Source organism: Microvirga medicaginis (assembly GCF_052658925.1).
Map to the genome: position 1 here is coordinate 1 of NZ_JBQWEL010000020.1, position 25,377 is coordinate 25,377.

Annotated in this window: 21 protein-coding genes and 3 pseudogenes; 9 read left to right on the plus strand and 15 right to left on the minus strand. The window is 57.8% G+C overall.

What is annotated here, in order from left to right:
• Positions 1-290: 290 nt before the first annotated feature.
• Positions 291-1,340: an IS110 family RNA-guided transposase gene (locus ACUXUR_RS20755; RefSeq protein WP_445504263.1), complete on the minus strand. Its 1,050-nt coding sequence runs from the start codon at positions 1,338-1,340 to the stop codon at positions 291-293.
• A gap of 86 nt (positions 1,341-1,426) precedes the next feature.
• Between ACUXUR_RS20755 and ACUXUR_RS20760 the strand changes: the two are divergent.
• Positions 1,427-1,609: pseudogene (locus ACUXUR_RS20760) on the plus strand (DDE-type integrase/transposase/recombinase); the annotation flags it as partial.
• Between the two features lie 33 nt (positions 1,610-1,642).
• Here ACUXUR_RS20760 and ACUXUR_RS20765 read toward each other — a convergent pair.
• The 11 genes from ACUXUR_RS20765 to ACUXUR_RS20815 all read right to left on the minus strand — a co-directional run bounded on the left by ACUXUR_RS20765 (position 1,643) and on the right by ACUXUR_RS20815 (position 14,021).
• Positions 1,643-2,743 (minus strand): tartrate dehydrogenase, encoded by a 1,101-nt coding sequence (locus ACUXUR_RS20765; protein WP_445504264.1) that lies wholly within the window; start codon positions 2,741-2,743, stop codon positions 1,643-1,645.
• 248 nt (positions 2,744-2,991) lie between these two features.
• Entirely contained in the window at positions 2,992-4,155 is a 1,164-nt protein-coding gene (locus ACUXUR_RS20770; RefSeq protein ID WP_445504265.1) for a mandelate racemase/muconate lactonizing enzyme family protein, read from the minus strand.
• Between the two features lie 107 nt (positions 4,156-4,262).
• Positions 4,263-5,339, minus strand: coding sequence for a CobW family GTP-binding protein (locus tag ACUXUR_RS20775; RefSeq protein WP_445504266.1), 1,077 nt, complete (start codon positions 5,337-5,339; stop codon positions 4,263-4,265).
• A gap of 342 nt (positions 5,340-5,681) precedes the next feature.
• Positions 5,682-6,581, minus strand: coding sequence for a polysaccharide deacetylase family protein (locus ACUXUR_RS20780; protein ID WP_445504267.1), 900 nt, complete (start codon positions 6,579-6,581; stop codon positions 5,682-5,684).
• A 54-nt stretch (positions 6,582-6,635) separates the two neighbouring features.
• The gene (locus tag ACUXUR_RS20785; RefSeq protein WP_445504268.1) at positions 6,636-7,367 is read right to left on the minus strand and encodes a FadR/GntR family transcriptional regulator; all 732 of its coding nucleotides are present in this window, start codon (positions 7,365-7,367) and stop codon (positions 6,636-6,638) included.
• Positions 7,368-7,510: 143 nt separating this feature from the next.
• Entirely contained in the window at positions 7,511-8,263 is a 753-nt protein-coding gene (locus ACUXUR_RS20790) for an SDR family NAD(P)-dependent oxidoreductase (protein WP_445504269.1), read from the minus strand.
• A 9-nt stretch (positions 8,264-8,272) separates the two neighbouring features.
• Positions 8,273-9,433 carry an oligopeptide/dipeptide ABC transporter ATP-binding protein gene (locus tag ACUXUR_RS20795; RefSeq protein ID WP_445504270.1) on the minus strand — a complete coding sequence of 387 codons (1,161 nt, stop codon included), beginning with the start codon at positions 9,431-9,433 and terminating at the stop codon, positions 8,273-8,275.
• Positions 9,331-10,353, minus strand: a complete 1,023-nt coding sequence (locus ACUXUR_RS20800) for an ABC transporter ATP-binding protein (RefSeq protein WP_445504271.1) — start codon at positions 10,351-10,353, stop codon at positions 9,331-9,333. The genes ACUXUR_RS20795 and ACUXUR_RS20800 overlap by 103 nt, the downstream gene beginning before the upstream one ends.
• A gap of 7 nt (positions 10,354-10,360) precedes the next feature.
• The gene (locus ACUXUR_RS20805) at positions 10,361-11,371 is read right to left on the minus strand and encodes an ABC transporter permease (RefSeq protein WP_445504272.1); all 1,011 of its coding nucleotides are present in this window, start codon (positions 11,369-11,371) and stop codon (positions 10,361-10,363) included.
• Positions 11,371-12,300 (minus strand): ABC transporter permease, encoded by a 930-nt coding sequence (locus ACUXUR_RS20810; protein ID WP_445504273.1) that lies wholly within the window; start codon positions 12,298-12,300, stop codon positions 11,371-11,373. The genes ACUXUR_RS20805 and ACUXUR_RS20810 overlap by 1 nt, the downstream gene beginning before the upstream one ends.
• Positions 12,301-12,356: 56 nt before the next feature.
• On the minus strand, positions 12,357-14,021 hold the full coding sequence (locus tag ACUXUR_RS20815) for an ABC transporter substrate-binding protein (RefSeq protein WP_445504274.1): 1,665 nt from the start codon (positions 14,019-14,021) through the stop codon (positions 12,357-12,359).
• A gap of 207 nt (positions 14,022-14,228) precedes the next feature.
• Here ACUXUR_RS20815 and ACUXUR_RS20820 point away from each other — a divergent pair, with 207 nt between their 5' ends.
• The 7 genes and pseudogenes from ACUXUR_RS20820 to ACUXUR_RS20850 all read left to right on the plus strand — a co-directional run.
• Positions 14,229-15,209, plus strand: a complete 981-nt coding sequence (locus ACUXUR_RS20820; protein ID WP_445504275.1) for an asparaginase — start codon at positions 14,229-14,231, stop codon at positions 15,207-15,209.
• 159 nt (positions 15,210-15,368) lie between these two features.
• On the plus strand, positions 15,369-16,277 hold the full coding sequence (locus ACUXUR_RS20825; RefSeq protein ID WP_445504276.1) for a polysaccharide deacetylase family protein: 909 nt from the start codon (positions 15,369-15,371) through the stop codon (positions 16,275-16,277).
• Between the two features lie 329 nt (positions 16,278-16,606).
• Positions 16,607-18,151 (plus strand): sugar ABC transporter ATP-binding protein, encoded by a 1,545-nt coding sequence (locus tag ACUXUR_RS20830; RefSeq protein WP_445504277.1) that lies wholly within the window; start codon positions 16,607-16,609, stop codon positions 18,149-18,151.
• Complete coding sequence (locus ACUXUR_RS20835) at positions 18,148-19,119, plus strand: ABC transporter permease (RefSeq protein WP_445504278.1); 972 nt, start codon at positions 18,148-18,150, stop codon at positions 19,117-19,119. The genes ACUXUR_RS20830 and ACUXUR_RS20835 overlap by 4 nt, the downstream gene beginning before the upstream one ends.
• Positions 19,120-20,130, plus strand: a complete 1,011-nt coding sequence (locus ACUXUR_RS20840) for an ABC transporter permease (RefSeq protein WP_445504279.1) — start codon at positions 19,120-19,122, stop codon at positions 20,128-20,130.
• A gap of 41 nt (positions 20,131-20,171) precedes the next feature.
• On the plus strand, positions 20,172-21,395 hold the full coding sequence (locus ACUXUR_RS20845) for a sugar ABC transporter substrate-binding protein (RefSeq protein ID WP_445504280.1): 1,224 nt from the start codon (positions 20,172-20,174) through the stop codon (positions 21,393-21,395).
• A 207-nt stretch (positions 21,396-21,602) separates the two neighbouring features.
• A pseudogene (locus ACUXUR_RS20850) lies at positions 21,603-22,249 on the plus strand (transposase); the annotation flags it as partial.
• Here the strand turns inward: ACUXUR_RS20850 and ACUXUR_RS20855 are convergent.
• Positions 22,249-22,593: pseudogene (locus tag ACUXUR_RS20855) on the minus strand (sugar phosphate nucleotidyltransferase); the annotation flags it as partial. The pseudogenes ACUXUR_RS20850 and ACUXUR_RS20855 sit on opposite strands and share 1 nt — an antisense overlap.
• A gap of 384 nt (positions 22,594-22,977) precedes the next feature.
• On the opposite strand from ACUXUR_RS20855, the gene ACUXUR_RS20860 reads away from it, so the two are divergent.
• Entirely contained in the window at positions 22,978-23,463 is a 486-nt protein-coding gene (locus ACUXUR_RS20860; RefSeq protein ID WP_445504281.1) for a hypothetical protein, read from the plus strand.
• 59 nt (positions 23,464-23,522) lie between these two features.
• On the opposite strand, the gene ACUXUR_RS20865 is transcribed toward ACUXUR_RS20860, so the two are convergent.
• Positions 23,523-24,038 carry a hypothetical protein gene (locus ACUXUR_RS20865; RefSeq protein WP_445504282.1) on the minus strand — a complete coding sequence of 172 codons (516 nt, stop codon included), beginning with the start codon at positions 24,036-24,038 and terminating at the stop codon, positions 23,523-23,525.
• 193 nt (positions 24,039-24,231) lie between these two features.
• Complete coding sequence (locus ACUXUR_RS20870) at positions 24,232-25,017, minus strand: ion transporter (RefSeq protein WP_445504283.1); 786 nt, start codon at positions 25,015-25,017, stop codon at positions 24,232-24,234.
• Positions 25,018-25,377 lie beyond the last annotated feature (360 nt).

Consider the following 25,377-nt stretch of genomic DNA (forward strand, 5'->3'; position numbering starts at 1 on the left):
GGCGTTGTCATGTCTGGATGGCGCCCGTTTGGCAATGTGATTGTTGGTGCGTTTGGCCTAGCGGGGCGGGTGCAGTCATGTCTCCGGCCTTTAAGCGCGGTGCTGCATGACCGCAGGCCCTGATGTTTTACGCTGGAAGCTGGTCCCTCTCACGTTATCGCGCTCGACTGACGCAAGACAACGCCACGGGTTCTCCGGTTCCGGCGGTCCATGTCCGCTGTGGCTTCACATCATCTCATCGTCACCGTGCCAACTGGGATGCCCTACGGGCAGATCGTCTGAACTGGTTGTTATGTCGCTGACGCGGCAGCTTTCTGGCGCGCAGGCTCATAAACCGTACTCCTGGCCATTACCGCCCAGGCGATCCGGGCCATCTTGTTGGCCAAGGCGACGGCCACCACCTTGAACGGCTTCTTAGCCAAGAGGGTCCGGGCCCAGTCCGCCAGGGCTGTCCGGGCCTTGCCCGACTTCATGCTGTAGAGCGCGGCATGCGCTCCGACCACAAGCAGCTTGCGCAGGTGCCGGTTGCCCATCTTGGAGATGGAGCCCAGCCTTGCTTTGCCCCCGGTTGAGTGCTGCCGGGGCACGAGGCCGAGATAAGCAGCAAACTCCCGACTGCCTTGGAACAGGCTGGCGTCCGGGATGCTGGCCGAGAGACAAGAGGCCACAACTGGGCCGATGCCTGGAATGCCGGCGAGCCTCGTGCTGACTGGATCGCTGCGGTGGGCTGCCAGAATAGCCTTGTTGAGCGTGGCGATCTGCGCCTCGATCTCAACCAGCATCGCGGCCAGAGGCTGGAGTGCGACCCGAGCGGTGACGGGGAGATCGGGACTGGCGTCATCATGGATAAGGGCAATCAGTTGGCGCGTGTTGCGAGCGCCCTGCGCCACCACGATGCCCAGCTCGGCAAAGTGACCGCGCAGGGCGTTGATCAGGGCGGTTCGCTGCCCGATCAGGAGATCGCGGGCTCCATGCAGCATGAGGGTGCTCTGCTGCTGCGGGCTCTTGACCGGAACGAAGCGCATCGACGGCCGTGTGACGGCCTCGTAGATCGCCGCCGCGTCCGCGGCATCGTTCTTCTGTCGGCGCAGATAGGGTTTGACGTAGGCCGGAGGGATCAAGCGGACCTCATGGCCGAAAGCCATAAGCGTGCGCGCCCAGTGGTGAGCCGTCGCGCAAGCCTCCATCCCGATCAGGCAAGGTGGAAGGGCTCTGAAGAAGCCTGTCACCTGGCTGCGGCGTAGCGCCTTGCGCAGGACGATCGCTCCACTTCTGTCGACGCCGTGCAGCTGAAAGACGTTCTTTGCGATATCAAGGCCGATCGTGACAATCTCAGGCATGGGCGTGGATCCTCTCCGGTTCTTGGACATGCCTATTCTGGCACGTCTGACGCTGGTGGAGGGCGCCATCCACGACATCAACACTGCCGCAGGATCACCGCGCCGTTAAGCGCCGCGTGCGATCGATGCTCGGCTTCAAATCCGCTGACAGTGCTCGCGTGATCATAGGTGGCATCGAGTTGGTTCATATGATGCGGAAACAGCAGGCGAAATACGCCTGCACTCATCAACTGTCGCTCGCTGAACAGTTCGAGCGGCTTGCCGCTTGAGTACCAAGCGGCTTCGCTCCCGCCTTTTCAGCCTTACCCCAAAGTTGCGACAGAACCAAGCGCTTCAGCCACAGCCTTCCCGGTTGTTACAGTGTCGGCATTGCCGCCAAGATCGCGGGTACGCAGCGTTCGCTCACTGAGAGTGTTCTCGATGGCACCCACAATTGCGGCAGCAGCCTCCACCTCCCCAAGATGCTCAAGCATCATGGCGCCGGCCCAGATCTGTCCGATAGGGTTCGCGATCCCCTGCCCTGCAATGTCCGGAGCCGATCCATGAACCGGCTCGAATAGCGACGGGAATCCACTCGTCGGGTTGATGTTACCCGAGGGCGCGATGCCGATCGTTCCTGTGCAGGCTGGGCCGAGATCGGACAGGATGTCACCGAACAAATTCGACGCGACGACCACGTCAAACCAGTCCGGGTGCAGCACGAAATGGGCTGTCAGGATATCGATATGGTACTTGTCCCATTTCACGTCAGGATAGTTCGCGGCCATCTCTTCAACGCGCTCGTCCCAATAAGGCATGGTAATCGAGATGCCGTTGGACTTCGTTGCAGATGTCAGATGCTTTTTCGGACGTTTTTGGGCGAGATCGAAAGCGAATTTCAGGATACGGTCGACACCGATGCGGGTCATGACTGTTTCTTGAATGACAACTTCGCGCTCAGTTCCTGCAAACATCTTGCCGCCGATTGACGAATACTCCCCTTCCGTGTTTTCGCGAACGACCCAAAAGTCTATGTCGCCCGGCTTCCGGTTTGCGAGCGGGGAAGGAACACCGGGCATCAAACGGACCGGCCTCAGGTTGATGTACTGGTCGAATTCACGACGGAATTGGAGAAGCGAGCCCCAGAGTGAGATGTGATCCGGTATCTTTTCCGGCCAGCCAACAGCGCCGAAGAAGATGGCGTCATGAGAGCCGATTTGCTCCTTCCAGTCTTCTGGCAGCATGCTTCCGTGCTTCGCATAATATTCATAGGATGCGAAATCGAAGTGGTCGAGTTGCAGGTCGAAGCCAAACTTCGATGCCGCGGCCTCAAGCACGCGTACTCCTTCCGGGACAACTTCCTTTCCTATGCCGTCACCGGGGATGACTGCCAACCGATAGCGTTTCTTGTTATCCAGCGCCATTTGAATTCCTCTTCACCGGTAAAGTGCAAGATAAGGCGTACCTGTACGAAAAAGTGCATTGGCTCCTTAGCCTCGTGCCAGTCACATCGAACGGCCTTCAATCGCCTGCCGGCTTTGGGCTCGAAGAGCATGGTGCCCAAATTCAACGCCGACAGACGAAAAGTGTGACCTTGCTCGTTTGACGCGGGCAGATCGCGCGCATGGCGGTCAGCAACGATAAGACCGTCGCCACTGTGCAATCCTGACGATCAGCCTGCTAACTCACGCATAACCTCGATAAGATCTGATTTTCCCTCAAACCCGATCCCGGGCAGGTCCGGCATGACAATGTGGCCTTCCTCAACCCGCACGCTGTCCGGGAAGCCTCCAAAAGGCTGGAACAGGTCTGGATAGCTCTCGTTGCCACCGAGACCAAGCCCAGCCGCGATGTTGAGCGACATCTGGTGCCCACCATGGGGAATGCACCGGGAGGGCGACCATCCAAACTGTCCGAGCACGTCGAGGGTGCGCAGATACTCCACTAAGCCATATGCTAAGGCGCAGTCGAATTGCAGCCAGTCGCGGTCGGGCCGCATGCCACCGTAGCGCAACAGATTGCGCGCATCCTGATGCGAGAACAGATTCTCGCCTGTCGCCATGGGACCCGGGTAGAACTCGGATAGCGCGGCCTGGAGAGCATAGTCGAGGGGGTCTCCAACCTCCTCGTACCAGAACAGCGGGTAATTACGCAGCATCTTCGCGTACGCAACTGCAGTCTCGAGATCAAAGCGTCCGTTCGCATCGACCGCCAATTGCGCCTGGGAACCAATTTCAGTGAGAACTGCCTCGATCCGCCGCTGGTCCTCCACAATGGAGGCGCCGCCGATCTTCATCTTCACGACATTGTAGCCCCGATCGAGGTAGCTGCGCATCTCGGACCGAAGGGCGCTATCATCCTTGCCAGGATAATAGTAACCACCAGCGGCATAGACGAAGACCCTCGGATTAGCCTCGCGGCCTTGGCGTTCAGCCAGGAGGCGAAAGAGCGGCTTGTCCGCTATCTTGGCTGTGGCATCCCAAATCGCCATGTCGAGGGTGCCCACCGCGACCGAGCGCTCGCCATGACCGCCCGGCTTCTCATTCTTCATCATCGTGGCCCAGATCTTATGTGGATCCAGGTTGCCTCCACTCTCGTCAAGCAGGCTCTCTGGGTTCGCCTCCAGGACCCTGTCGCGGAAGCGCTCGCGGATGAGCCCCCCTTGGCCGTAGCGGCCATTCGAATTGAAGCCGTAGCCGATCACGGGGCGACCGTCCCGCACCACGTCGGTCACGACAGCGACAAGGCTCGTCGTCATCTTCGAGAAATCGATATAGGCATTGCGGATTGGCGAAGCGATCGGCTTGGTGATCTCCCGGACATCGACGATGCGCACAGCTGTACTCCTGGATTTGGCGGATGGACAGGCGGGACCTGATCTATGATGCACCCAACGAGGAAAAGGACGTTCCTGACCCCACCAAGCGGCGGTCTCGTTCACATCTACGCGGCCGCCGCACCCCCGGTCATTTTGCCTGCTGTCACGAATGCTTTGAACGACCGCTCGACCACAGCCGGGTCTAGTCCTCTCGCAATAATGACGAGCTTCGTTGCCACGGTTGCATCCGGCCAAGTGGACAAATGCATCGGCTTGTGAATCAAGTGCTGAACCCCCTGCACGACGACAGGCGTATCCACGTTCTCAAGGGCAAGGATCCCTTTGAGGCGGAGAATGTCTTTGCCATGCCGGTTCAGCAACATTGACAGCCAAAGAGCGAACCGCGCCCAGTCGAGGGGATCCGGCGATGTCAGGACAAAGGCGCGAACATCGCCGTGTCGATTCACATCATGATGGTGATTATGATGATGTGGATGATTGATCTCAGACGAGAGCCAACGTGAAACCTCGGCTGTTCGAGAGCCGAGATCATGGATATCTCGTGTGAAGAGCCAAACGCCAGGAGTATCGGATTCGTCCATCGGCACGATGTCGGCGGCTGGGTTAATCTCCGACAGTCTGTGCTCCAGCAATCTGATTGTATCTGGATCGACCAAATCGATCTTCGACATGACGAGCCTGTCAGCAACAGCAGCCTGCCTCATGGACTCCGGGTACTTATCGATATTTTCAGGTCCGTTCACTGCATCGACGACTGTTACGATATTGCCGACGCGAACCTGGTGGCGGAGAAGCGGATCTGCTAGAAGAGTTGCGATAATCGGTGCCGGATCAGCTAATCCCGTGGTTTCAACGACCAATCTCGAAAACCAGGGAATTTGTCTCCGCTCGCGCCGCTCCATGAGGTTGAGTATCGCGTCCTTCAAGTCGACGCGGATCGTGCAGCAAATGCAGCCACTTTTAAGAAGAACGACCTCATCATCGATTTCTTCGACAAGAAGATGATCGATTCCTACCTCTCCGAACTCGTTGATGATCACGGCTGCATCCTTGAGATCGGGCTGCTCAAGAAGTCGCCGGAGTAAGGACGTTTTCCCTGACCCGAGAAAGCCCGTCAGGATATTTACGGTGACGGTTCTCTGTTCCGTTTCAGGTGGCGTTGTTAGGTTTTCAGTGTCCATCGTCGCGTACTGCCTCGACTGCTTCGATGATTGACAGATCCAGCGGATCGCATCCTCTGCCGGTCAGTTGTTCAGCCGCAGCCCAGAGGCTGCCAAGATTGTCTACAACGGCGCTCTTTCCGGTGGGCCCAACGAGTGTAAACCTGTTTGACCACTCCGTGAGCTTGAGCCCATAGAATCTGAGAATTCGGTTTGCCTCGGTCGACCGGCGCCTTCTTTCGGCGGAGGGTGACGAAGTGCTGACGGTGAGGCCGTCACTCCAATGATCGGCAGCTCCAAAAGTCCCGCATAGGCCGCACATGATCTTCGCCACCCTCGCTTTTTTGCTTTATCGATCCGCGATCAGGATTGCGGCCGAGCAGAGCCCGACTTCGGGAACCGTTCCGCAAAGTCGGAAGCAATCTCTTCCATCGTTACGAACCGCACCCCTTCATGCCCCCTCATGTAGTCGAAAAGCCGTTGGTGCATCTGGAGGACGTGCGGTTTACCGGAGACGTCCGGGTGGATGGTCAGTGGGAACACCGCATAATCGTAGTTTTCATAGACCCAGTCGAACTGGTCGCGCCACATCTCCTCGATATCGCGTGGGTTCACGAACCCATGGCTGTTGGGCGACGCCTTAATAAACATCATCGGCGGCAAGTCATCCAAATACCAGGACGCTGGAATTTCGATGAGGTCGGTTTCTTGTCCTGATTCATAGGGCTTCATCCAGGATGATGCTTCCTGCGAGTAGTCGATCTTCGTCCACTTGTCGCCAACTGTGACATAGTAAGGGTGGTGGTCGTTATGCATCAGGGAATGGTCGTATTTTAGACCCTTCTTCAGGAGAAGCTCGTTCGTCTTTGAACCGAACTCCCACCACGGCGCCACGTAGCCACGTGGAGGCTTCCCGGCAAGCTTCGTGATCAGGTCCACACACTTGTCAAAGACAGCCTCTTCCTGCTGTGGCGTCATGGCGATCGGATTCTCGTGGCTGTAGCCATGCATCCCAATCTCATGGCCCGCATCGGCGACAGCCTTCATTTCATCCCAAAAGGTCTCGATCGAGTGACCCGGAATAAACCATGTCGTCTTGACCCCCCATTTTTCGAAGAGGCGAAGGAGGCGCGGAGCCCCCACCCGGCCGGCGAAAACGCCGCGTGAAATATCGCAGGGGCTATCCTCACCGCCGTAGGATCCGAGCCATCCTGCAACAGCGTCGACGTCGATACCGTAGGATACCATGATGTTTTTCGTCATCTGCTTTCCTTCCTCCGTGTTAATGATCGATTGCGAGCGCGTTGCGGCTCGTCATCATATCACCTCTTTGATTCTAAGGTTCGCCCGAGCACACGCCCGGCTCAGATGCTGTCGCATATAGTATGCGGCCCCGGCCGGATCCCTCATCGCAAGAGCCTCGACGATCTTCTCATGTTCGATCACGGGCTGCCAGAACCGGTCTGGAACTTCCAAGGGCAGGCGCTGGCTCTCGTTCATCACGCGAGCGAAATTGGCATGGATGTCTGCCAAGAGCCTGTTTTGGGAGAACTTGATGATGAGTTGGTGAAATTCGAAATCGGTCTGCACGAACACCGCATAGTCAGCACGCTGCCGCGCCCGTCGAAAGGTCTCAAGGTTTCTCTGTATCTCATCGAACTCGGACGGAGTATGGTTCATGGCTGCGAGCTGGGCTGCATAGCTTTCGGCAATATACCGAAATTCGAACACCTCTTCGGGCGAGTAGGGCTGCTCGAGGCGCCAACGTTCTTTTATGGGCGGGAGAGATTCATTGCTCGGCATCTCCCGGATGAATGTCCCCTTTCCTCGTTCGACCGAGATGACGCCGCTTGTGGTGAGGATCGCCAATGCCTCCCTTAACGAGGGCCGACTGACGTTTAACTCCTGTGCCAACTCCCTTTGAGAAGGCAGCGCCTCGCCAACAGCGAACCGGCCGCTCCGAATGATCGCCAGCAACGTTGATGCGGTCGCCTGTGACACGCTCTGACCCTGCTCGCGTCTCGCTTCGCTGTCGATCGGCATCATCATATCATCCGAAGGCATAATCTACCTGCCAATACTTCACGCTGACGCGGGTTATTGCGCACGGAAGCCCGAACAGCAAGCTGGCTCTTCTCACTGCACGAGGCTCCACGGTATAGCTCCTCCGTCTTACAAACCGGCGGTAACGCTCAGATCATGACGTCACCACCGTTGGGATTCATTGTTGCGCCCACATAATAAGATCCCTCATCCGACGCGAGGAGAACCGCAGTCGGGGCGATTTCATCGACTGTCCCAGCGCGCCCGATAGGCAGTTCCGAAAGCTTCCGTGCTTTCCAGTCCTCAGGCAGAGCGCGGAAGAGCTCTGTCTCAATGGGACCTGGGCAAATGGCATTGGCCGTGATCCCATGGCGGGCGACCTCGTAGGCAAGAGAGCGTGTAAATCCGATGACACCTGCCTTAGCAGCTGCGTAGTGAGCCATTTCCGGCGCACCTTTATGCCCAAGCTGAGACGCAATATTGATAATCCGCCCGTGCTTACGTTCGATCATTCCTGGAAGAACCGCTCTTGTGCACAGGAACACGCTTCGCAGGTTAACCGCCATCATCTGATCCCACATTGTTGTCGGCATCTCAGCCACGACAGAGGTGGTGTCAATCCCGGCATTGTTGACGATGATATCGATCCGACCGAGAGCTTCATTGGCCTGAGCAATCGCGGCGTTGACCTGGCTCTCGTCGCTTACATCGCCTGCCAGGGCAATTCCCTTGCGCCCCAAGGCCGATGAGATCTTTGTCGCCGTTGCCTCAGCCGCAGAAAGACGCAGGTCGAGCACCGCGACGTCTGCGCCTTCCCGTGCAAACGCAATGGCAATCGCTTCACCGATGCCGCGTGCTCCGCCGGTCACAAGCGCCGTCTTGCCGTCTAATCTTCCAGTCATGTTTGTTCCTCACTTCGCGTCGGTAATATGGAGGTCAGCCTTGGCGGGTGGCCGGCCAAGGATTCGTTCAGCTTCGGCCATAAAGGATGTGAACATTTCCGAGGCCGGAATGGCTGCTGCCACGTCCTCGTGCCTGAAGCAGTGGACCTGATGTTCAGGGCCCACAGTCTCAGCGGGAGGCATCTCGGCACGGCAGCGATTGATTGCGAAAGGACAGCGGGAGGCGAGATAGCAGCCTTTCGGCAGGTTGATGGGGCTAGGGATCTCACCCTTCAAACTAACTGTCGTTTCCATCTTAAGGTGCGGATGCGGCAGAAGGACAGAAGACAGCAGTCCGCTCGAATAAGGATGCCGAGGGGTGTTGAAAACCGTTGCGGCATCGCCCTGCTCCACAATCATACCCAGGTACATCACGGCGACGCGGTGGCTGATGAACCGGACAGTCGAGAGGTCATGCGAAATGAACAAATAGGACGTTCCCCTCTCTGCCTGGATTTGGCGCAGGAGATCCATGATCTCTGCCCGGGCCGTCGGATCCAGGGCGGAGGTTGGTTCATCGAGCACGACAAGCTCAGGTTGCGTCACCATAGCCCGTGCGATGCCGATCCGCTGCTGCTGACCGGCCGAGAGATCAGACGGGTAGGACTCCAGCATCTCCGGATCTAACCTGACGAGCCTGATTGCCTCATGCACGCGTTTGCGTCGTTCTGAGCTCTCGGTCCTGAGTGCGACCAGCGGCTCTTCGATGGATCGTCCAACCCTCATGCGCGGATCGAGGGACTCAGCAGGCTCTTGGAACACAAGTTGAATCTTGCCGAGGAGCTCGCCGATGCGGCGCCGCTGACCCGTCAGATCATGACCTTTGAATTGAATTTTTCCACTTGTCGGCTCAATCAGGCCCACGATCGATCGTCCGACCGTTGTCTTGCCGGATCCACTTTCGCCAACCAGTCCTAACGTTTCGCCCTCGGCAATGCTGAAGCTGACATCGTTGATGGCTTGGACGACACTGCGAGAGCCGACAATCGGAAAGTGTTTTACAAGGTTGGTTACCTGCAGTAGCGCGGTCATGAATGCCTCACCGGAAAGTAGCACCGGGCGAGGTGTCCGGGTGTTAGCTCCACGAGGGGCGGTGCGTTCTCCACACAGCACGGTTGAGCGAGTGGACACCGATCGGCATATGGGCAGCCGGATCTAGGAACTCCTCGCTTCCGATCGTCTGGCACCGTCCACACTTTGCGCAGCTTGGGGTTATGGGAAAAGGCCGCAAGCAGCATCAGAGTGTAGGGGTGGCTTGGGCGCAGGAAGAGTTCCTCGCGCGGTGCGATCTCCATGATTTCGCCTGCGTAAAGAACCGCGACGCGATCGCAGAAATGAGCCGTGATGCCAACGTCACGGGTTATGAACAGTAGCGAACTGCCATGCTCGGCCGCAAGCTTCTGAAGGAGCTCCAGAACCTGGGCCTGGACCGTCACATCGAGTCCACTGGTGGCGTCGTCAGAAATAACAAAGGCAGGGTTGCAAATGAGCGCAATTGCGATCACGGCGCGCTGGGCCATGCCACCGGATAGTTCATGGGGATAGGCCCCCATCCGCCTCTCCGGGTCTGGAATCTGGACAGCACGCAACATTTCAAGGGCAAGCCGTCTTCCCTCTGACCGGCTCACACCAAGGTGAGCCTTGGCGACATTCGCGATCTGATCGCCGACGGTAAGAACCGGGTTAAGCTCGCCGCGCGGGTTCGGGACGACCATGGAGATCCGACGCCCACGGAGCTTGTGCAACTCCCGCTCGGGAAGCGCTAGGATATCCTTACCTTCGAATATGACGCGACCGCCGGAGATCCGCCCCGGTACCGGGGGAAGCCCCAAGATAGACCGCGCAAGGGTGGTCTTACCTGCGCCACTTTCGCCAACGAGACCTAGAATTTCACCGGCGCCGACCTGAAGGTCTACGCCCCGCAAGGCCATGCGAGGCGTCCCTGACGCGGTTGGGAACTCAACGCGCAGGTCTTCCACGCTGAGGAGAGGCCTGTTTTGGCCGTGCGCGACGTCGACGGATGCCGCGGCTTTATCCATGAGCTCAGCCATACAATCCTCAGCTGCTGATGCGCGGATCGATCAGGAAGTAGATCAGATCGACGACGAGATAGACGATCAGAGAGAAGAACGCCGAAAACAGAACGAAGCCTAAAACCGGGTAAATATCCGAGTTGAGGACTCCTTGTACGGCGTACTGCCCGGCGCCCCCCCATGAAAACACGATCTCGACCAGAACCGCGCCACCGATCAAGTAACCATAGAGGACGCTGATGATTGTTACGATTGACGGAAGGGCATTCCGCAGAGCGTGGCGCGTGACGGTAGAATGAGGTATTCCGCAAAGGACTTCATAACGGCTGAAGTCTGACGCCAACATCTTTTCCATCGTCGACTGGGTCATCTTCATGATCGGACCCGCATTGATCAAGCCGAGGGTAAGGACCGGAAGGATCAGATGGAGTAGCGCGGACCTGAACGCTTCCATGTCGCCTGCGATCAATGAATCGAGCGTATAGAACCCAGTCACAGGCGGTGGCGGGATGACCGCCATATCGATCCGGCCGAGTGGATCCGGAGCCCAACCCAAGAGCGTATAGAAGACAAAGATCAGGACGAGCCCGAGCCAGAAATCCGGCAGGGCCCCTGCGCTTAAACCGTAAAGATCCGAGAAGCGCGCGATCCAACCCTTCTCGTTGAGCGCCGAAGCGACACCAGCCGAAACACCGATAGCGATTGCCAAGATAAGCGATAATGTTACAAGCTCAAGGGTCGCCGGGAATCGCATGAGCAGGTCTTCAAGAACCGGTCGTGTCGTTTGCCAGGATGTTCCAAGATCGCCGCTAAAGAGGTTGGCGACATAAATGAAGAACTGAATGTAGAGCGGCTTATCCAGGCCCATCTGCTCGCGAAGACCTGCGATGGCTTCTGGCGTTGCGGTCGGACCCAGCATAAGGGTGGCCGGATCGCCAGGAATGCTCTTTACCAGCAGGAAGCTGACAAGAATAATTCCGACCAGTTGAGGTAGTATAAAGACGATCCGGTGGCCCACATAGGTCAGAACGCGCATTACGCTGCCTCCTCACGCACGACAGGCTTGGCGTGCCGCCGGCGGCGTGCGTCGATGTCCCGTATCAAAGCGCGCCGCTTCGTGGGATCTGCGAGAACCTCGACAGATGAGCCGACCAAGGAGAAGCCAAACACCGTGATCGCCAGCATCAGGCCGGGAAAGACCGACGGCCACCACTGTCCGGTCACGACGTTCTGAAACCCCATAGCGATCATGCTGCCCCATTCGGGCGTTGGAGCCCGCACGCCCGCGCCAATGAATGAAAGGGCAGCCGTCAAAAGAATACCCCAGCCTACATTCACCGACAGTTGCGCCAGGATTGGTGCAATCGCATTAGGAACAATATGACGAAAGATGGTTTGCACGTCGGACATGCCTGCAACCTGCGCTGCCTCGACATACCGCATCGACCGAATGCTGAGGACCTGGGAGCGCATGAGCCTCAGATAGATCGGTGCATTCACAAATGCGATGGCAATGACAACGGTCTGGATACTCTGACCGAGTGCTGCCACGAGCGCGATCGCAAACACAAAAACCGGAAAGGCCTGGAGAACGTCAGCTGCACGCATCACGGCAAATGAGAGCCAAACCCGAACGCCCTTCCCGACGCTGTAAAAGCCGACGAGCGCGCCGATGGCGGTCCCAAGAACGGCGGATATCAACGTGCCAAGAACGGCGATGGTCAAATCAATTCGGGGCGCATAAATCGCGCGGCTGAAAATATCCATGCCGACGGCGTCGGTTCCAAACAGATGCGACCAACTTGGCGGCTGTAGAAACTGCGTCGGGTCTGCTTCAATAGGAGAGTATGGAGCGATAAGGGGTGCAAAGATCGCCGCAATGGTGACAACAACAACGATGATATAGCCCACCGCGAAGCGGGGCCTGACTCGAGCAATTTGGGCCAGAGTGCGAATCTTTTCCATAGCGCTCAGTTTCCCTATGCTGGGGCGTCCCCCCGGCCGAGCCGGGGGGACGTTTTTTAGGCGCGCACAAAGTCTTGGAAACGCAGATTGTTCGACGTGTAGTACGTGAACCCTTTAAGATCAGCCTTGCGCGCCAAAGTATAGCTAGGATAAGCGATGAAACCCCAAGGAGCTTCGTTCATCAGAATCTTTTGCACCTCGGTGTACTTGGCTAACCGTTCCTTATCGTCCAGTGTTTCCAACCCTTCCGTGATCAGCCGATCAACTGTATCATTCGTGTAATTGGAGTAATTCACGTAGCTCTTCTGGTGGAAGTACAGGTAGGTTGAGTAACCTGGATCCGGCGTCCACGGCGAGTCGAGATAGAAGATCATCGGCTTCTGCCGTTTGGTCACATTCTCGTAAAAAACGCCTGCGGGAAGTTTGTCGAGCACAAGATCGATGCCGATCTGGCGCAGGGATGTTTGAATCAGAAGCGCAATCGGTTCCTGTGTCGGATCGCCGGCGTTGTACGACAAGGTTGTTTTGAACCCGGAGCCGTGTCCTGCCTTGGCGAGCAACTCTTTCGCTTTATCAAGATTATAGTTGTATTCAAAGAAGCTCAGATCGGCCATCGGATAGATGTACGGCATTGGCGCCGTTTGTTTATCGGCGTAGCCATAATAAATCGTGCGTATGATTTCATCCTGAGGAATTGCAAGATTGATGGCTCGCCGAACGTCTGCGTCGCCGAACGGCTCTATCTTCGTATTCAGCTCCAGCCAGATCATATACGAGGACTTGACCGAGTCGACCGCCACATTGGGACGTCCGTTCAAGCTCTGCAACTCTCGCGGCTGCAAGAACTGTGCGATGTCGACAGCGCCTCCTTGGAGGAGAGACAGGCGGCTGGCCGATGTCGGCACCTCCCGCATGATGACGCGCTTCATAAACGGCTTATCGCCCCAATAATCATCGCGAGCCTCGAACACCGCCTGTTGCCCACGGACCAACTGGGCCAACCGGTATGGCCCAAACCCAGCGCTTTCATTCTTCAGGAACTGAACAGCCCAAGGGTCGCTGGATCCGCCCGCTTCGGCACACTTCTTCGCGTCGTAAATTGGGTTAGCAAGGTTGCACTGCTGTTTGAGAAGCAAGGGGTTGGGTTTCTCGAGATTGAAGGAGATCACATAGTCTCCTTCGATCTTAATCTGGTCCGGAGACTTCAAGCCGAGGACTGAGGTTTGAAAGATTCCTTGCCCTTTCAGATTGAACTTGCGATCCCAGGTCCACTTCACGTCCTTGGCCGAGAAGGGATTACCCCAGTTGGATCGAACCCCTTCGCGAAGCTTGAATGTCGCTTTGCGACCGTCGTCGGATACTTCCCACTTCTCCGCAAGCTTTCCTTTAAGCGCCAGATTGTAGGGCTGGTCGGTGCGGACTGATGTGTCCTCGCGATTAACGCCAGGTGCGTTCGGGTCTGGGATCTTCTCGTAGGCGAGCATGTAATCGTAGAGAGCGCCCAGCGAATCAATAGAACCAAGGCTTACGTCGAATTCGATATCTAGCCCTTGTGGCGTAGCAGGCGCGGCGATGACCAACGTGTCGTTCCGGCCCTGAGCCAGCGCCCTTCCTACCCCTAGGCCGCCGGGCAATGCGGCAGTACTCGCCGCCGCTGCCGCGGTTGTCAGAAACTGCCGGCGGGTTCGGTTGGCAGCCAATCCTTCGTTGTCTTGGGACATTGTCAGCGCTCCCTCTTCCTTGTGGTGCACCACACTGGTCTGACCAGAGGGTCAGTTCATAAGTATGAGCTGATTTCCCAAAGATTGAAAAGACAAAAATTTTTTTTCTCCTCTCTTTTTTGTGTCGGAAGGTTCCATATACTGTCAACGAGCAGCAACTCTGGTCTGGCCAGTAGGTAAACATAACTACATTCAGGTGTGGCAACTATGGCACGAGTAACTTTGATTACGACCGGCGGCACCATTGCTTCCCAAAGGGATGCGAAGGGCGACCATATTGTATCGAGTGTCGCGGGCGCAGATCTAAAACAAACGCTGCATGACCCCCTCGATGGGATCGATGTTGACGTAGACGATTTTTGTAACATCGGCAGCTTTGCGATGGACCTGCCGCTCGCGTTTTCTCTTGCGTGCCGCATCAATACGCACCTCGCGCGCCCCGAGTGCGATGGCGTCGTTATTACTCACGGCACAGATACTATGGAGGAGAGCGCCTATATGGCCGATCTTCTCGTCACAAGTGACAAGGCCGTCGTCTTTACTGGGGCACAGCGTAGCGCTGACAGCGCGGACAGGGATGGCCCTCGCAACATCGCTGAAGCCGTTCGCCTCGCCGCATCCCCCAGGGCCCGGGGCCTCGGCGCGATGGTGTGTTTCGAACAGTTCTTCCACGCCGCCCGAGATGTCACGAAATCCCATACTTATCGTGTGGATACGTTCCGGTCAGGAGAGCACGGGAAGCTCGGTGAGATCGACGGCGAGGTGGTGAGCATTCAGCGGCGCCCTGTTCTGCGCAAGCAATATTCCGCATTGGCGATTGAGCCTGAGATTGAGCTGATCAAGCTGGTGATCGGATCTAACGACCGCTACATACGCTGGGCCATTGCCAATGGAACGAAGGCTATCGTTCTCGAAGGGTTCGGGCGAGGCAATGCGACGCCTTCAGTAGCGTCGGCCGCTAGCGATGCAGTCTCCCAAGGTATCCCTGTCATTGTGACATCTCGCTGCGCGGAGGGACGCGTCAAACCGATATACGGCAATGGTGGCGGAAAGGATTTGGTCCGGGCTGGTGCGATCTTCGCCGGCGATCTCCCAGGCCCCAAAGCGCGAGTTCTCGCCTCGATTCTGTTGGGGATGGGGCTCGGCATGGATGAGATGCGGCGGGAGTTCGAAGAGCTCGGAGGGTGATGGGAGCGCTCACTGCCCTGAATGCCTTCGACATTGGTTCTATTTCAAGCTTGCCGTTCGCGGTTCCAGTGTTCCCCGCTGAATCCAGAGGTGCTCGAAAACCTAACGACTTAGTTGGAAGCACCTTAGAGGAGCCTTATCATAGGAGTTGTTGGCCCGATGCCCAATTTCGAGAAGGGAGCGACGGTAAAAGACCGAATTCCCTACCAGGCGCCTTCCGATCGGCAGCCGTTGACATTGCCTGGCGGAGCCAGGGTCGCCGTGTGGACGATCGTGAACGTGGAGCAATGGCGGCCGACGGCTCCTATGCCGCGGGCTGTACTGCCGCCACCGATGGGTCAACCGCTGTTACCTGACATTCCCAATTGGGGATGGCACGAATACGGAATGCGAGCCGGCTTCTGGCGTTTTCTGAACGTTCTGGGAACGCGCGACATACGGGCGACCTTCGCCGTCAACGGGTCTGCTTGCCGAGCATACGAGAAGGCTTGCCGAGCAGCCCACGATGCCGGTTGGGAGTTCATTGGACACGGCTTCGTGCAGAAGCCTATGCACATGATCGAGGACCAGCGTTCTACGATCATCGAGACAATCCAGGTCATCAAAGATTTTACAGGATCTGCGCCGCGCGGATGGGAAAGTCCTGGCCTCACGGAAACTGACGAGACGGCTGATCTCCTCGCTGAAGCAGGAATCGAATATGTCTGTGATTGGGTATTGGATGATCTGCCGGTTCCCATTCGTACCAAGACGGGAAGGCTCACGTCGATCCCTTACACTGTCGAGATTAACGACGTCGTAATTTCGGCTGTCCAACAGCAACCCTCAGACGAGATCCTTCGCCGCGGTCGTGACCACTTTGACCGGCTCTATCTTGAAGGGGCCGATTCTCCGCGCGTCATGGCGATTTCCATCCATCCCTATTTGACAGGGGTACCCCACCGGATCGGGTACCTGGAAAAGCTTTATGATTATATCCTTTCTCATGAACACGTGGTGATGTGGACTGGCGCAGAGATCCTGGACTGGTACCTTGGGCAGAGCGCCAATGTTTCTCACAAAGGCTGATGAAAGCTCAAAACTCGACTTCAAGTGCCCAACCGGCAATCTTCGAACAGCAATCCAAGCGAAAAAAGTCAGCTCAATCGGGATCGCATTTGATGAACATCATGAGACAGCGCCGCTCCGCCAGACAATCTGGTGACTCGGTGCCCGTTGATTCCTATCACTTGTTCGAACTGAGGCTGCAGGCATAGGCCTACCTGCTGACAGTATCGAAAAGATCGTGTCTTAAACAGCGGCTTGACCCCGCATTGAGGCACGGAGATACTTAACTGGCCAGACCGATGGTGGTTTGGTCTGACCGGAAGATTCCGTCCACCTTCAGCAAGCGAGGTATGATGGACTCATCTCTTCTAGACATTCGAGCCGTAAGCAAGCATTACGGGGCGACCACGGCGTTGGAGGGCGTCTCATTCAGGTTACACCCCGGGGAGGTATGTGGCCTTCTTGGAGAAAACGGCGCGGGCAAGTCGACGCTCGTCAAGCTGCTCAGCGGAGTTGTGGCTCCGGACTCCGGCGAAATCCTGGTCAATGGCGCCAAGTTTGCTCCACAAACTATTGTTGAAGCCAACGTGCACGGGGTCTCAACTGCGTTTCAGGAACTGAGCTTGGTGCCGTCTCTTTCGGTGGCGGTCAATATGTTCCTCCCTCGGCCTCGTCGTAACTGGCTTGGTCTGGTTTCTACCCGCGATCTTGAGGTAAGAGCCGGCGAGATCCTCGAAGAGTATGGCGTCCTGGACATTGCACCTTCGACGCTAGTTGCGGACCTGCCGCTTGGAATGAGGCAGCGGGTCGAGATCGTCCGCGCACTCCACCGTCGGCCCGCCGTTCTCCTCCTCGATGAGCCGACGGCAGCCCTCACGGATCGTGAATGGCTGTTTCGTCTTGTAGAGCGGGTTCAGGCGAGCGGCGGTTCTATTCTCTATATTAGCCATAAGCTCGATGAGATCCGACGGCTTTGCCGGCGCTGCGTGATCCTGCGTAACGGACGCAAGGTACAGGACAGCCAAGTATCTGCCATGAGCGATGACGCCATCTTCAGCAGCATGGCCGGCCGGTCCATTGTTGAGACTTTCACAGAACGGGCCCCTGTCATTCGGGCCGGTGAGAAACCGGCTCTCGAAGCAAAAGGGCTTGTCGGCCGGGGTCTTTCCGGCGTCAGTTTATCTCTCGCCCCAGGAGAGATCCTAGGTGTGGCCGGACTAGAGGGGCATGGCCAGTCGAACCTTTTCAGGGCACTGGTAGGGCTTCAGCCCCTGCACAAAGGATCGATCGCCGTAAACGGTACCGAGACGGCAATCCGATCTCCGCGGGGGGCTCAGAAACTTGGCGTGGTCCTTGTCCCCGAGGAGCGTAAGTCGGAAGGAGTTTTCAACGATCTCTCGACAATGGCAAATATCTCGCTTCCGGTGATCGAGTCTGCACAGCGCGCGGGACTTATCCGCACGAGGGCAGAACGAAAGATCGTTGAGGCTGTCATTCCATCCGTTAACTTGGCAGAACGTTACTTGCCCCTGAGCATCAGCGCGCTATCGGGAGGCAATCAGCAGAAGACGATCCTTGCCAGATCTCTCATCAGCGGGGCGAAGTGCCTGTTGTTGTTCGACCCTACCCGGGGCGTCGACGTCGGAGCAAAGCAAAGCATCTACGCAATGATGCGGACCTTCGTTTCGGAAGGCGGCGCAATCCTATTTTACTCCACCGAACTTGATGAACTTGTTCACCTTTGCGACCGTTGCATCGTGCTATATCGCAACACAATCGCCGGTGAGCTGTCCAAAGACCAACTTACTCAAGAAAGAATGCTGTCGATCGCATCCGGCCATCCAATCTCTGCCTCATCGTCGCGATCACATACGGCGGAGGCGAGAATCACATGATAAACCAAATCGCGCAGCGGGTCGGAAGGCTTGGGGGCACAACAGCGCCGTCCATTCTTTTGTTTTTGCTCATGTTCGGGATCTACGCAGCCCATGAGCCCTCCGCAATTTCGCCTTTCGGCATTAGCAACTTGGTGAACAATGCGGTCGTGCTTGCTCTGGCGTCTGCAGGCCTGACCATTGTGATATTAACCGGGAACCTGGATCTGTCGGGGTCGGGCGTAGTCGCCCTCAGCAACGTGGTCGTCGCAACGACAAGCACTGGAGTTCTGGGCAGTTCTGGAAGTCTGGCGGTGGTACTCGCAATCGGAATCGTGGTTGGCGCCGTAAATGGCTTTCTGGTGGCTTATCTCCGCTTGCAATCGCTGGCGGTGACAATCGGCTCCTTAATCATTTGCCAGGGCATTGCTCTTCTGGTTCTGCCTGCACCTGGAGGCCAGGTTGCGGATGCCATTTCTGACGGGGTAACGGGCGACCTCCATGGGATACCAACTGCGGCGATCATCTTGATCGCGGCAGGCCTGCTTTGGCTGATCCTGAAGAATACCCGTCGCGGTATAGCGCTCTATGCCGTTGGGGCCGATGAAGCGGCGGCCAATTTATCAGGAATTGATAGCCGGTCGACAAAGCTATTCGCGTTTGTTGCGGCCGGAATCTGTTATGCCGTCGCCGGATTTGTCTACTGCGCCGAGATTGGATCAGGAGACCCCCGGGTCAGCGACTCGTTCTTACTCTTTATGTTCGCGTCAGTGGCTATCGGCGGGACGTCCCTGACGGGGGGGCTCGGTGGCGTCATCGGGACCATCTTTGGCGCCGGGATCCTAACCGTTATGCAGAAGATGCTCTTCGCGCTCGGGGTAGCCGAGTTCTACACGAATATCTTCAACGGGCTGATTATGATTGCAGCCATCTTCTTTGGCCAGCTCACGCCTCTCGTTTTCCGGCTCACAAGACGGGAGGCCACTTAGATGAATTCACAGAATCCAACTCCCATCACGGACCTCGAGACTGGCGAACCGATTAGGTACCGTAATGCTCTCATCCCGCTGAGTTTTGTTTCCGCTTTCGGTGTGCTCGGGGCGACGGCCGTCTTGATTGCCGGAATGAAGTTGCACAATCCGGCTTTTGGCTCACTGGAGCAGCTTATAGCCATTCTCGTGACGGCGATCTTTCTTGTCGTCGCGTCCTTCGGCCAAGGCCTCGTGATTCTGATCGGGGGCATCGACTTGTCCATAGGCGTCACCATGGGAGTTGGAGGCATGATGATCGCCAATTTGACCCATGGCAGCAACGACACACTGGCTTACGCTCTGCCGGCTGCGCTGCTCTGTTGTACCGTGATCGGTGCAATAAACGGGGTCGGAATTGGCATTGCCAAGCTTCCACCTTTCATCATGACACTGTCGTCAGGAACTACCTTTTTCGGAATTGCGCTCGGTCTTACTGCGGGGAGCTCGCAGCAGTCTGTAGCGCCCGCTCTGCAGGAATTCATGAATGGGCGCTGGCTAGGAATACCGTATCCTATTTTCTTCATGGTGCTGTTTGTTGCCATCGCGGTCCTGTTCCAGAACAGGACCGCGATGGGCAGGAAGCTCTATGCGATGGGCAGCAGCCCTGGGGCCGCACGGGTGCTTGGGCTTCCGATCGTGGCCTTGACCGTCACCGTGTATGCAATCAGCGGATTATGTGCAGGGATTACGGGCGTTCTTCTCGCCGGCTATTCGTCAAGTGCCACCTTGGACATGGGCAATGCACTTCTGATGCCGACGATTGCTGCGGTCGTCATTGGCGGCGCGCGAGTAACCGGCGGAGCTGGCCTCTACATTGGAACCTTCGCGGGCGCGTTGTTTCTGAGCACACTCTCAACGGTCATTACGGCTCTCAGCCTCTCACAGGGCTTCAGGAGCATCGTACAGGGTGTGATCATCATCATTGCATTGGTATTTCAAGGGAAACACCTAATCGGCGGTAAACGCTGATCGCAACTCCGGCAGTTGCGCACTCACTTGGGAGGGACGAAATGAAAGCCAAGTTTTACCATCGGATTTGCACCGGAGCGCCTGGTACCCTAGCCACCGCTGTCATCGGCCTTATGGCGACGCCCGTGTATGCTCAGCAGCCTTACAAGGTGTTTCTCAACATGAGCTACAGCGGCAACACGTGGCAGGCTGCAGCGGCAAACGGCATCAAGGCGCTCGCGGCCACACCGCCCTATGACAAAACAGTCGAGTTCAAAACGGTGATCTCCGGCACCGATGTCCAGCGTCAAATCTCCGATATCCAAAGTATGGTCGCTAATGGGGCGAACGCGATCCTTATCTACCCGCTTTCACCAACTGCGCTCAATCGGGTCATCAAGCAGGCTTGTCAGAGAGGGATCACTGTATTTACCTACGACTCGACAGTCACAGAACCTTGTGCCTACAACGTTAGCAACATCACTGCCCGATACGGTGCTAACAGCGCCCAGTGGATGGTCAACCAAATGGGCGGCAAGGGCGAACTCGTCTTTAATCACGGGGTCGCAGGAACAACCGTTACAAAGACCTATGACGAACAAGCTTATCATGTTTTCAAGAAGTATCCGGGCATCAAAATCGTCGGGGACTTCTACGGCAACTGGAATGACGCGACGTCCCAAGAGGAGGTCGCGAAGATCCTTGCCGCCCACCCGAACATTGATGGTATATGGACTGTAGACGGCACATACGGATCACTACAAGCCGTAATGAACGGGCGCCCTGATCGACTGGTCACGATTGCCGGTCAATCGAACAACGGTTATCGCCTCATGATCGCCGATCCTGCCCTTCAGGCGAAAGGACTTAAGGGCCTTTCGTCGAGTGCGGGGCCTGCTGTTGGTGGATACGCCTTCAAACTCATGATGGAAGTGGTCACCGGCAAAAAGAAGCTTGAAAAGCAGAATATTGAGTATCCCCTACCGTGGGCCGAGCCCAAAGATGTAAAGGTGTGCTCGGGTGAGCTGTTTGTAGAAGGCTGCAATACTTTCCCGGCGGATAAGGTGCCGCCGTTGTTTCTCGACACGTCCCTCAACGGCGAGCTCCTGCCGGAATTAAGCCTAGACTCTGTCCAGAACGGAACCCCAACTCCGAACGCTACGATTAAGGAGTTGCCGAACATCAGCTATGCAGACAATCTGCCGGGGATCAACTGCACTGAGTGTAACGCTCCGGCAGACTGGCTCAAGCCAAATCGGGTAGACCCGATCGCCGTCCCAAAATGAGCGTTCGGGGCAGGTTTTTGGCCCTGCCCCGTCGCATCATCGGCTTACAGTGCTCAGGAAATGATAGTTGCTGAGCCAAGTTTTTCTAGTGCTTTGATCGCCCCATAGCTTGTACGCTGTGTGTCCGCCGTCAGCGCTCATGAGACAGATCGGGTGAGTTGAAGAAGGGAGAGTTTCTGGTTCATCGTAGCCTTTGAGGACATAACGATGAGACAGAAACCGAGACCGGCCAAGGAGCCGGCCGAGACGGTGGTCAAGGAGATCCGCCGCGCCACGCGCAAGCCCTACTCCGCCGAGGAGAAGATCCGGATCGTGCTCGAGGGTCTGCGCGGCGAGGACAGCATCGCCGAACTCTGCCGACGGGAGAGGATCCCGCCCAACGTGTACTACCGCTGGTCCAAAGACTTCCTGGAGGCTGGCAAGAAGCGCCTGGCCGGCGACACAGCCCGGGAAGCCACCTCGGACGAGGTCCGGGGCCTGCGCCGGGAAGCCACCGCGCTCAAGGAAGCCGTGGCCGACCTCGCCCTGGAGAACCGTCTGCTCAAAAAAAGCATGATCGGGGATGGGGAGGACGGCGCATGAGGTATCCAGCTTCCGAGAAGATCGAGATCATCCGCCTGGTTGAGCAGTCCCACCTGTCCGTCCGGGAAACACTGGAGAAGATCGGCATTCCACGGCCGACCTTCTACCGTTGGTACGATCTCTACCAGACCGGCGGCCCTGAGGCTCTGGAGGATCGGCGCCCTTGCCCCAAGCGGATCTGGAACCGCATCCCTGATGCCGTGCGTGAGCAGATCATCCAATTGGCCTTGGACGAGCCGGAGCAGTCGCCGCGGGAACTCGCAGTGCGCTTCTGGTAGACCGCATCCGCCGTGCCCTCGTACCACATCGTCTCGGAGACACGCTGGCTGGCGGGCAGGATGTCAAAGCTCTCGTTGCGCTCAGGCCGGAAGAAGTTCCAGCCGCGCTGCAGGTGCCGGATCAGGCTATGGGCCTTGTACTGGGTCGCCACGGCAATGTGGCGGATGCCGGAGTTGAGGGCATTCGAGAGGGCAAAGTCGATGATGCGCGACTTGGCCCCGAAGTACACGGCCGGTTTGACGCGCTTGTCGGTGAGCTCCAGGAGACGGCTGCCGCGCCCGCCGGCCAGGACATAAGCCATGGTGTGACGGGCCAGCGGGGCAGCGATCTCGGGCATAGGCATTCCTCTCATCCAGGCGGCGCTCTTCTGGCCCGCTCGGCTTCTATGCTCAGAGATGACGAGAAGTTCCCTGCGCGCAGGGGACGGTACCGGTAGTGTCCCCCGAGGCCACGGGGTGTTGATCGGGCAGATCACTCGACCTGGGGCAAACTCGATCTGAGCCCTGCCGTCGAGATCCTGGGCCAGGCTGCGCTCGGCAAGCCGTGCGCCGAAGTCTCGGCGGGGAGGCTCGACTACCGACCGCCTTTCTCTGTCCAGCGCAGCTAGAGATGTCAGGTTAGACATCATCCTCCGGGTTTGGAACAGGTGCTGGCCGAGAGGGGCGTTTATGCTACAGGCAGGGCACCCCCTCCCCTCGCGTAGCTTGCGACAGGCCCTCTGATGACCGATATCCAGGAACGCGCTCAGCGCATTGCCGACGCCGTCCTCACGGCAAAGTCCCCTGCCCCCGCAGGATCAGCAACTCCGGGCCAAGCCGAACAGGCTCTGGCGCCGATCCGGGATCTGATGCTCAGTCTTGCCCAGGAGCTTGAACCGCGACGGGCAACAGCCAGCATCACGGCTCTGGAGCCCAGAGACGTTGCTGGTCAGTTTCGCACCGAGGAGTACTCCCTGCACGCCAACACCGGACGGCATCGGATCCTGCGCATCGGCTTTGCGCTGAAGATCCCCGGCAAGATCCCATGCCTCACACTGCATGGCCTGGACCAGCAGGGGAGTGCAGAGATCGCGCTTCTCGCGGAAGATGGCCGCATTCCGGCGCATCGCATGGACGAGATCCTGGACGTTCTGGAGCGGTTCCTGACCCGGTTCCTCGCGGGAGGCCAGACCTCGTCCAGCCCATCAGACGCTCTCGCCCAAGCCTGAGAACCCGGCCTGGGGAATAGGACCAGGATTTGCCCAGGACCAGGACTATGCGACGGATCCTATCGGGCTCGTGGCTCCTGCAGAGAAATCCCTGCTGGCATCTTGAGTGCGCCCTCCCCATCCTCAAGATCGAGGAAGTGGCTGTCTCGGGGGATGACCAGTCCCTGCCCTATCGGCGGAAGACGGGACAGTGCGGTGCAGGTGATTGGAGACGTCACGCCTGACGCAACCTCGCTGCCAGTGAACTTGGCATGAGGCTTCCCGGCCGAGCTGATGGTGCCGGCAATCTCCATTCGCTGGTCAGGAAAGCTCCACCTGAAGTTCGGCCCGTGCTGCTCCCAGCGTCCGGGCCACTCGCCCTCGAGGCGAGAGGCATCGAAGATGTAGGGACTGACCTCTCCGTTCTGCATCTCGCCTCCGCCGACACCCCCGCCCGGATAGAAGGTGATCACGAACTGAGACCGATCGGTCGCGCGGGTGCATTGCCACAGGGAGCCCGCAAGGCTCAGGCCGTCGGCCAGCGTGCTGGAGGACCCCAGGACGATCCCGATCACGGCGAGCGGAAGGCTTCGCATGGTGCTGTCTCCAGCAAAGGGGTAACGGAGAAGCACGGTAGTTCGCAGGTCTTACCAAACTTGCTCTGCTTGTCCCAGACAGTGTTCCAAGCCCGACAGTGCGTTCAGCCTATCAGCCCCGCCCATAGCCCGGCTCGGATCAGATCGCTCCGCTGTCAGAGCCGAGGCGGAGCAATCTGACATGCCGGCCCAGTCAGGCTGCTTTGCTCAGTTGTCCTTTGAGTTCCGCGATTTCGGCCCGCAGCGCGCTGATCTCGGCGATGAAGCGTTCGTCAATCCCGGACGGATGCGTCAGTTTCGGGGCATCCTCCGTCGTCTCGGCATTGATCGCATTCACGATCACGCCGATGAACAGGTTCAGGGCCATGAAGGTCGACAGCAGGATGAAGACCAGAAAGAACGCGATCGCATAAGGATGGGGCTCCGCCAGCGGCTTCACGATGCCCCCAGACCAGTCGTCGAAGGTCATGACCTGGAACAGCGTATAGGCGGTGGCCCCGAGCGAGCCGAACTGCTCCGGGTTGGTCTGGCCGAACAGCTTTGTCGCCATCACGGCAAAGACGTAGAGGATGAGCGCCAGCAGGAGCGTGATCGAGCCCATGCCGGGCAGGGCCGAGACAAGCCCGCCGACCACCCGCTGGAGCGATGGCACGGCGGTGATCAGGCGCAGCACCCGCAAGACCCGCAGCGCCCGCAGCACCGACAGCGCCCCTGTGGCAGGAACGAGGGCAATCCCGACAACCGCGAGGTCGAACACACTCCAGGGATCACGGAAGAAGGAGAGGCGGTGGACCACGAGACGGGCGGCCAGCTCCAGCACGAAGATCGTCAGGACGATGCGGTCGATCGCGATCAGAACCGGCCCGAATACGGCCATGGCCGAGGGGCTGGTCTCAAGGCCCAGAGTGATGGCGTTGATGATGATGAAGGTCAGGATCACGCGTTCGGCACGAGGGTGTTTCAGCAATCGTTCCAGCATAGGCATTGTCTCGAAAGCGGAAGGGAGGTGACCTGCCCTCGCGCCAAGGCGAAGCGCCCGTGTCGAAGCCGCCGCTTGGGAGCCGAGCAGGAGTGGCACATCTACCTGAAAGCCTGGCCGCAGCCCAGAGGTAGGTGTCTTCTGGCGTCTGTGTGACTGACGACAGAACGATCAGGCGGCGGGATTGGAGCGGTCAGTGTTGTTCCCGCTGGATTCGAGCAGGCACACCAAGGCAAAGAGACTGATCACGGCCACCAGCTCAGAGGCAGAGTGAACCCAGTCGGGGGCGCTCTCCCGTAGCGGCCCAATTGCCACCAGCGAAAGCAGAAAAGAAACAGCTGTACCCCACATTAGCATCGG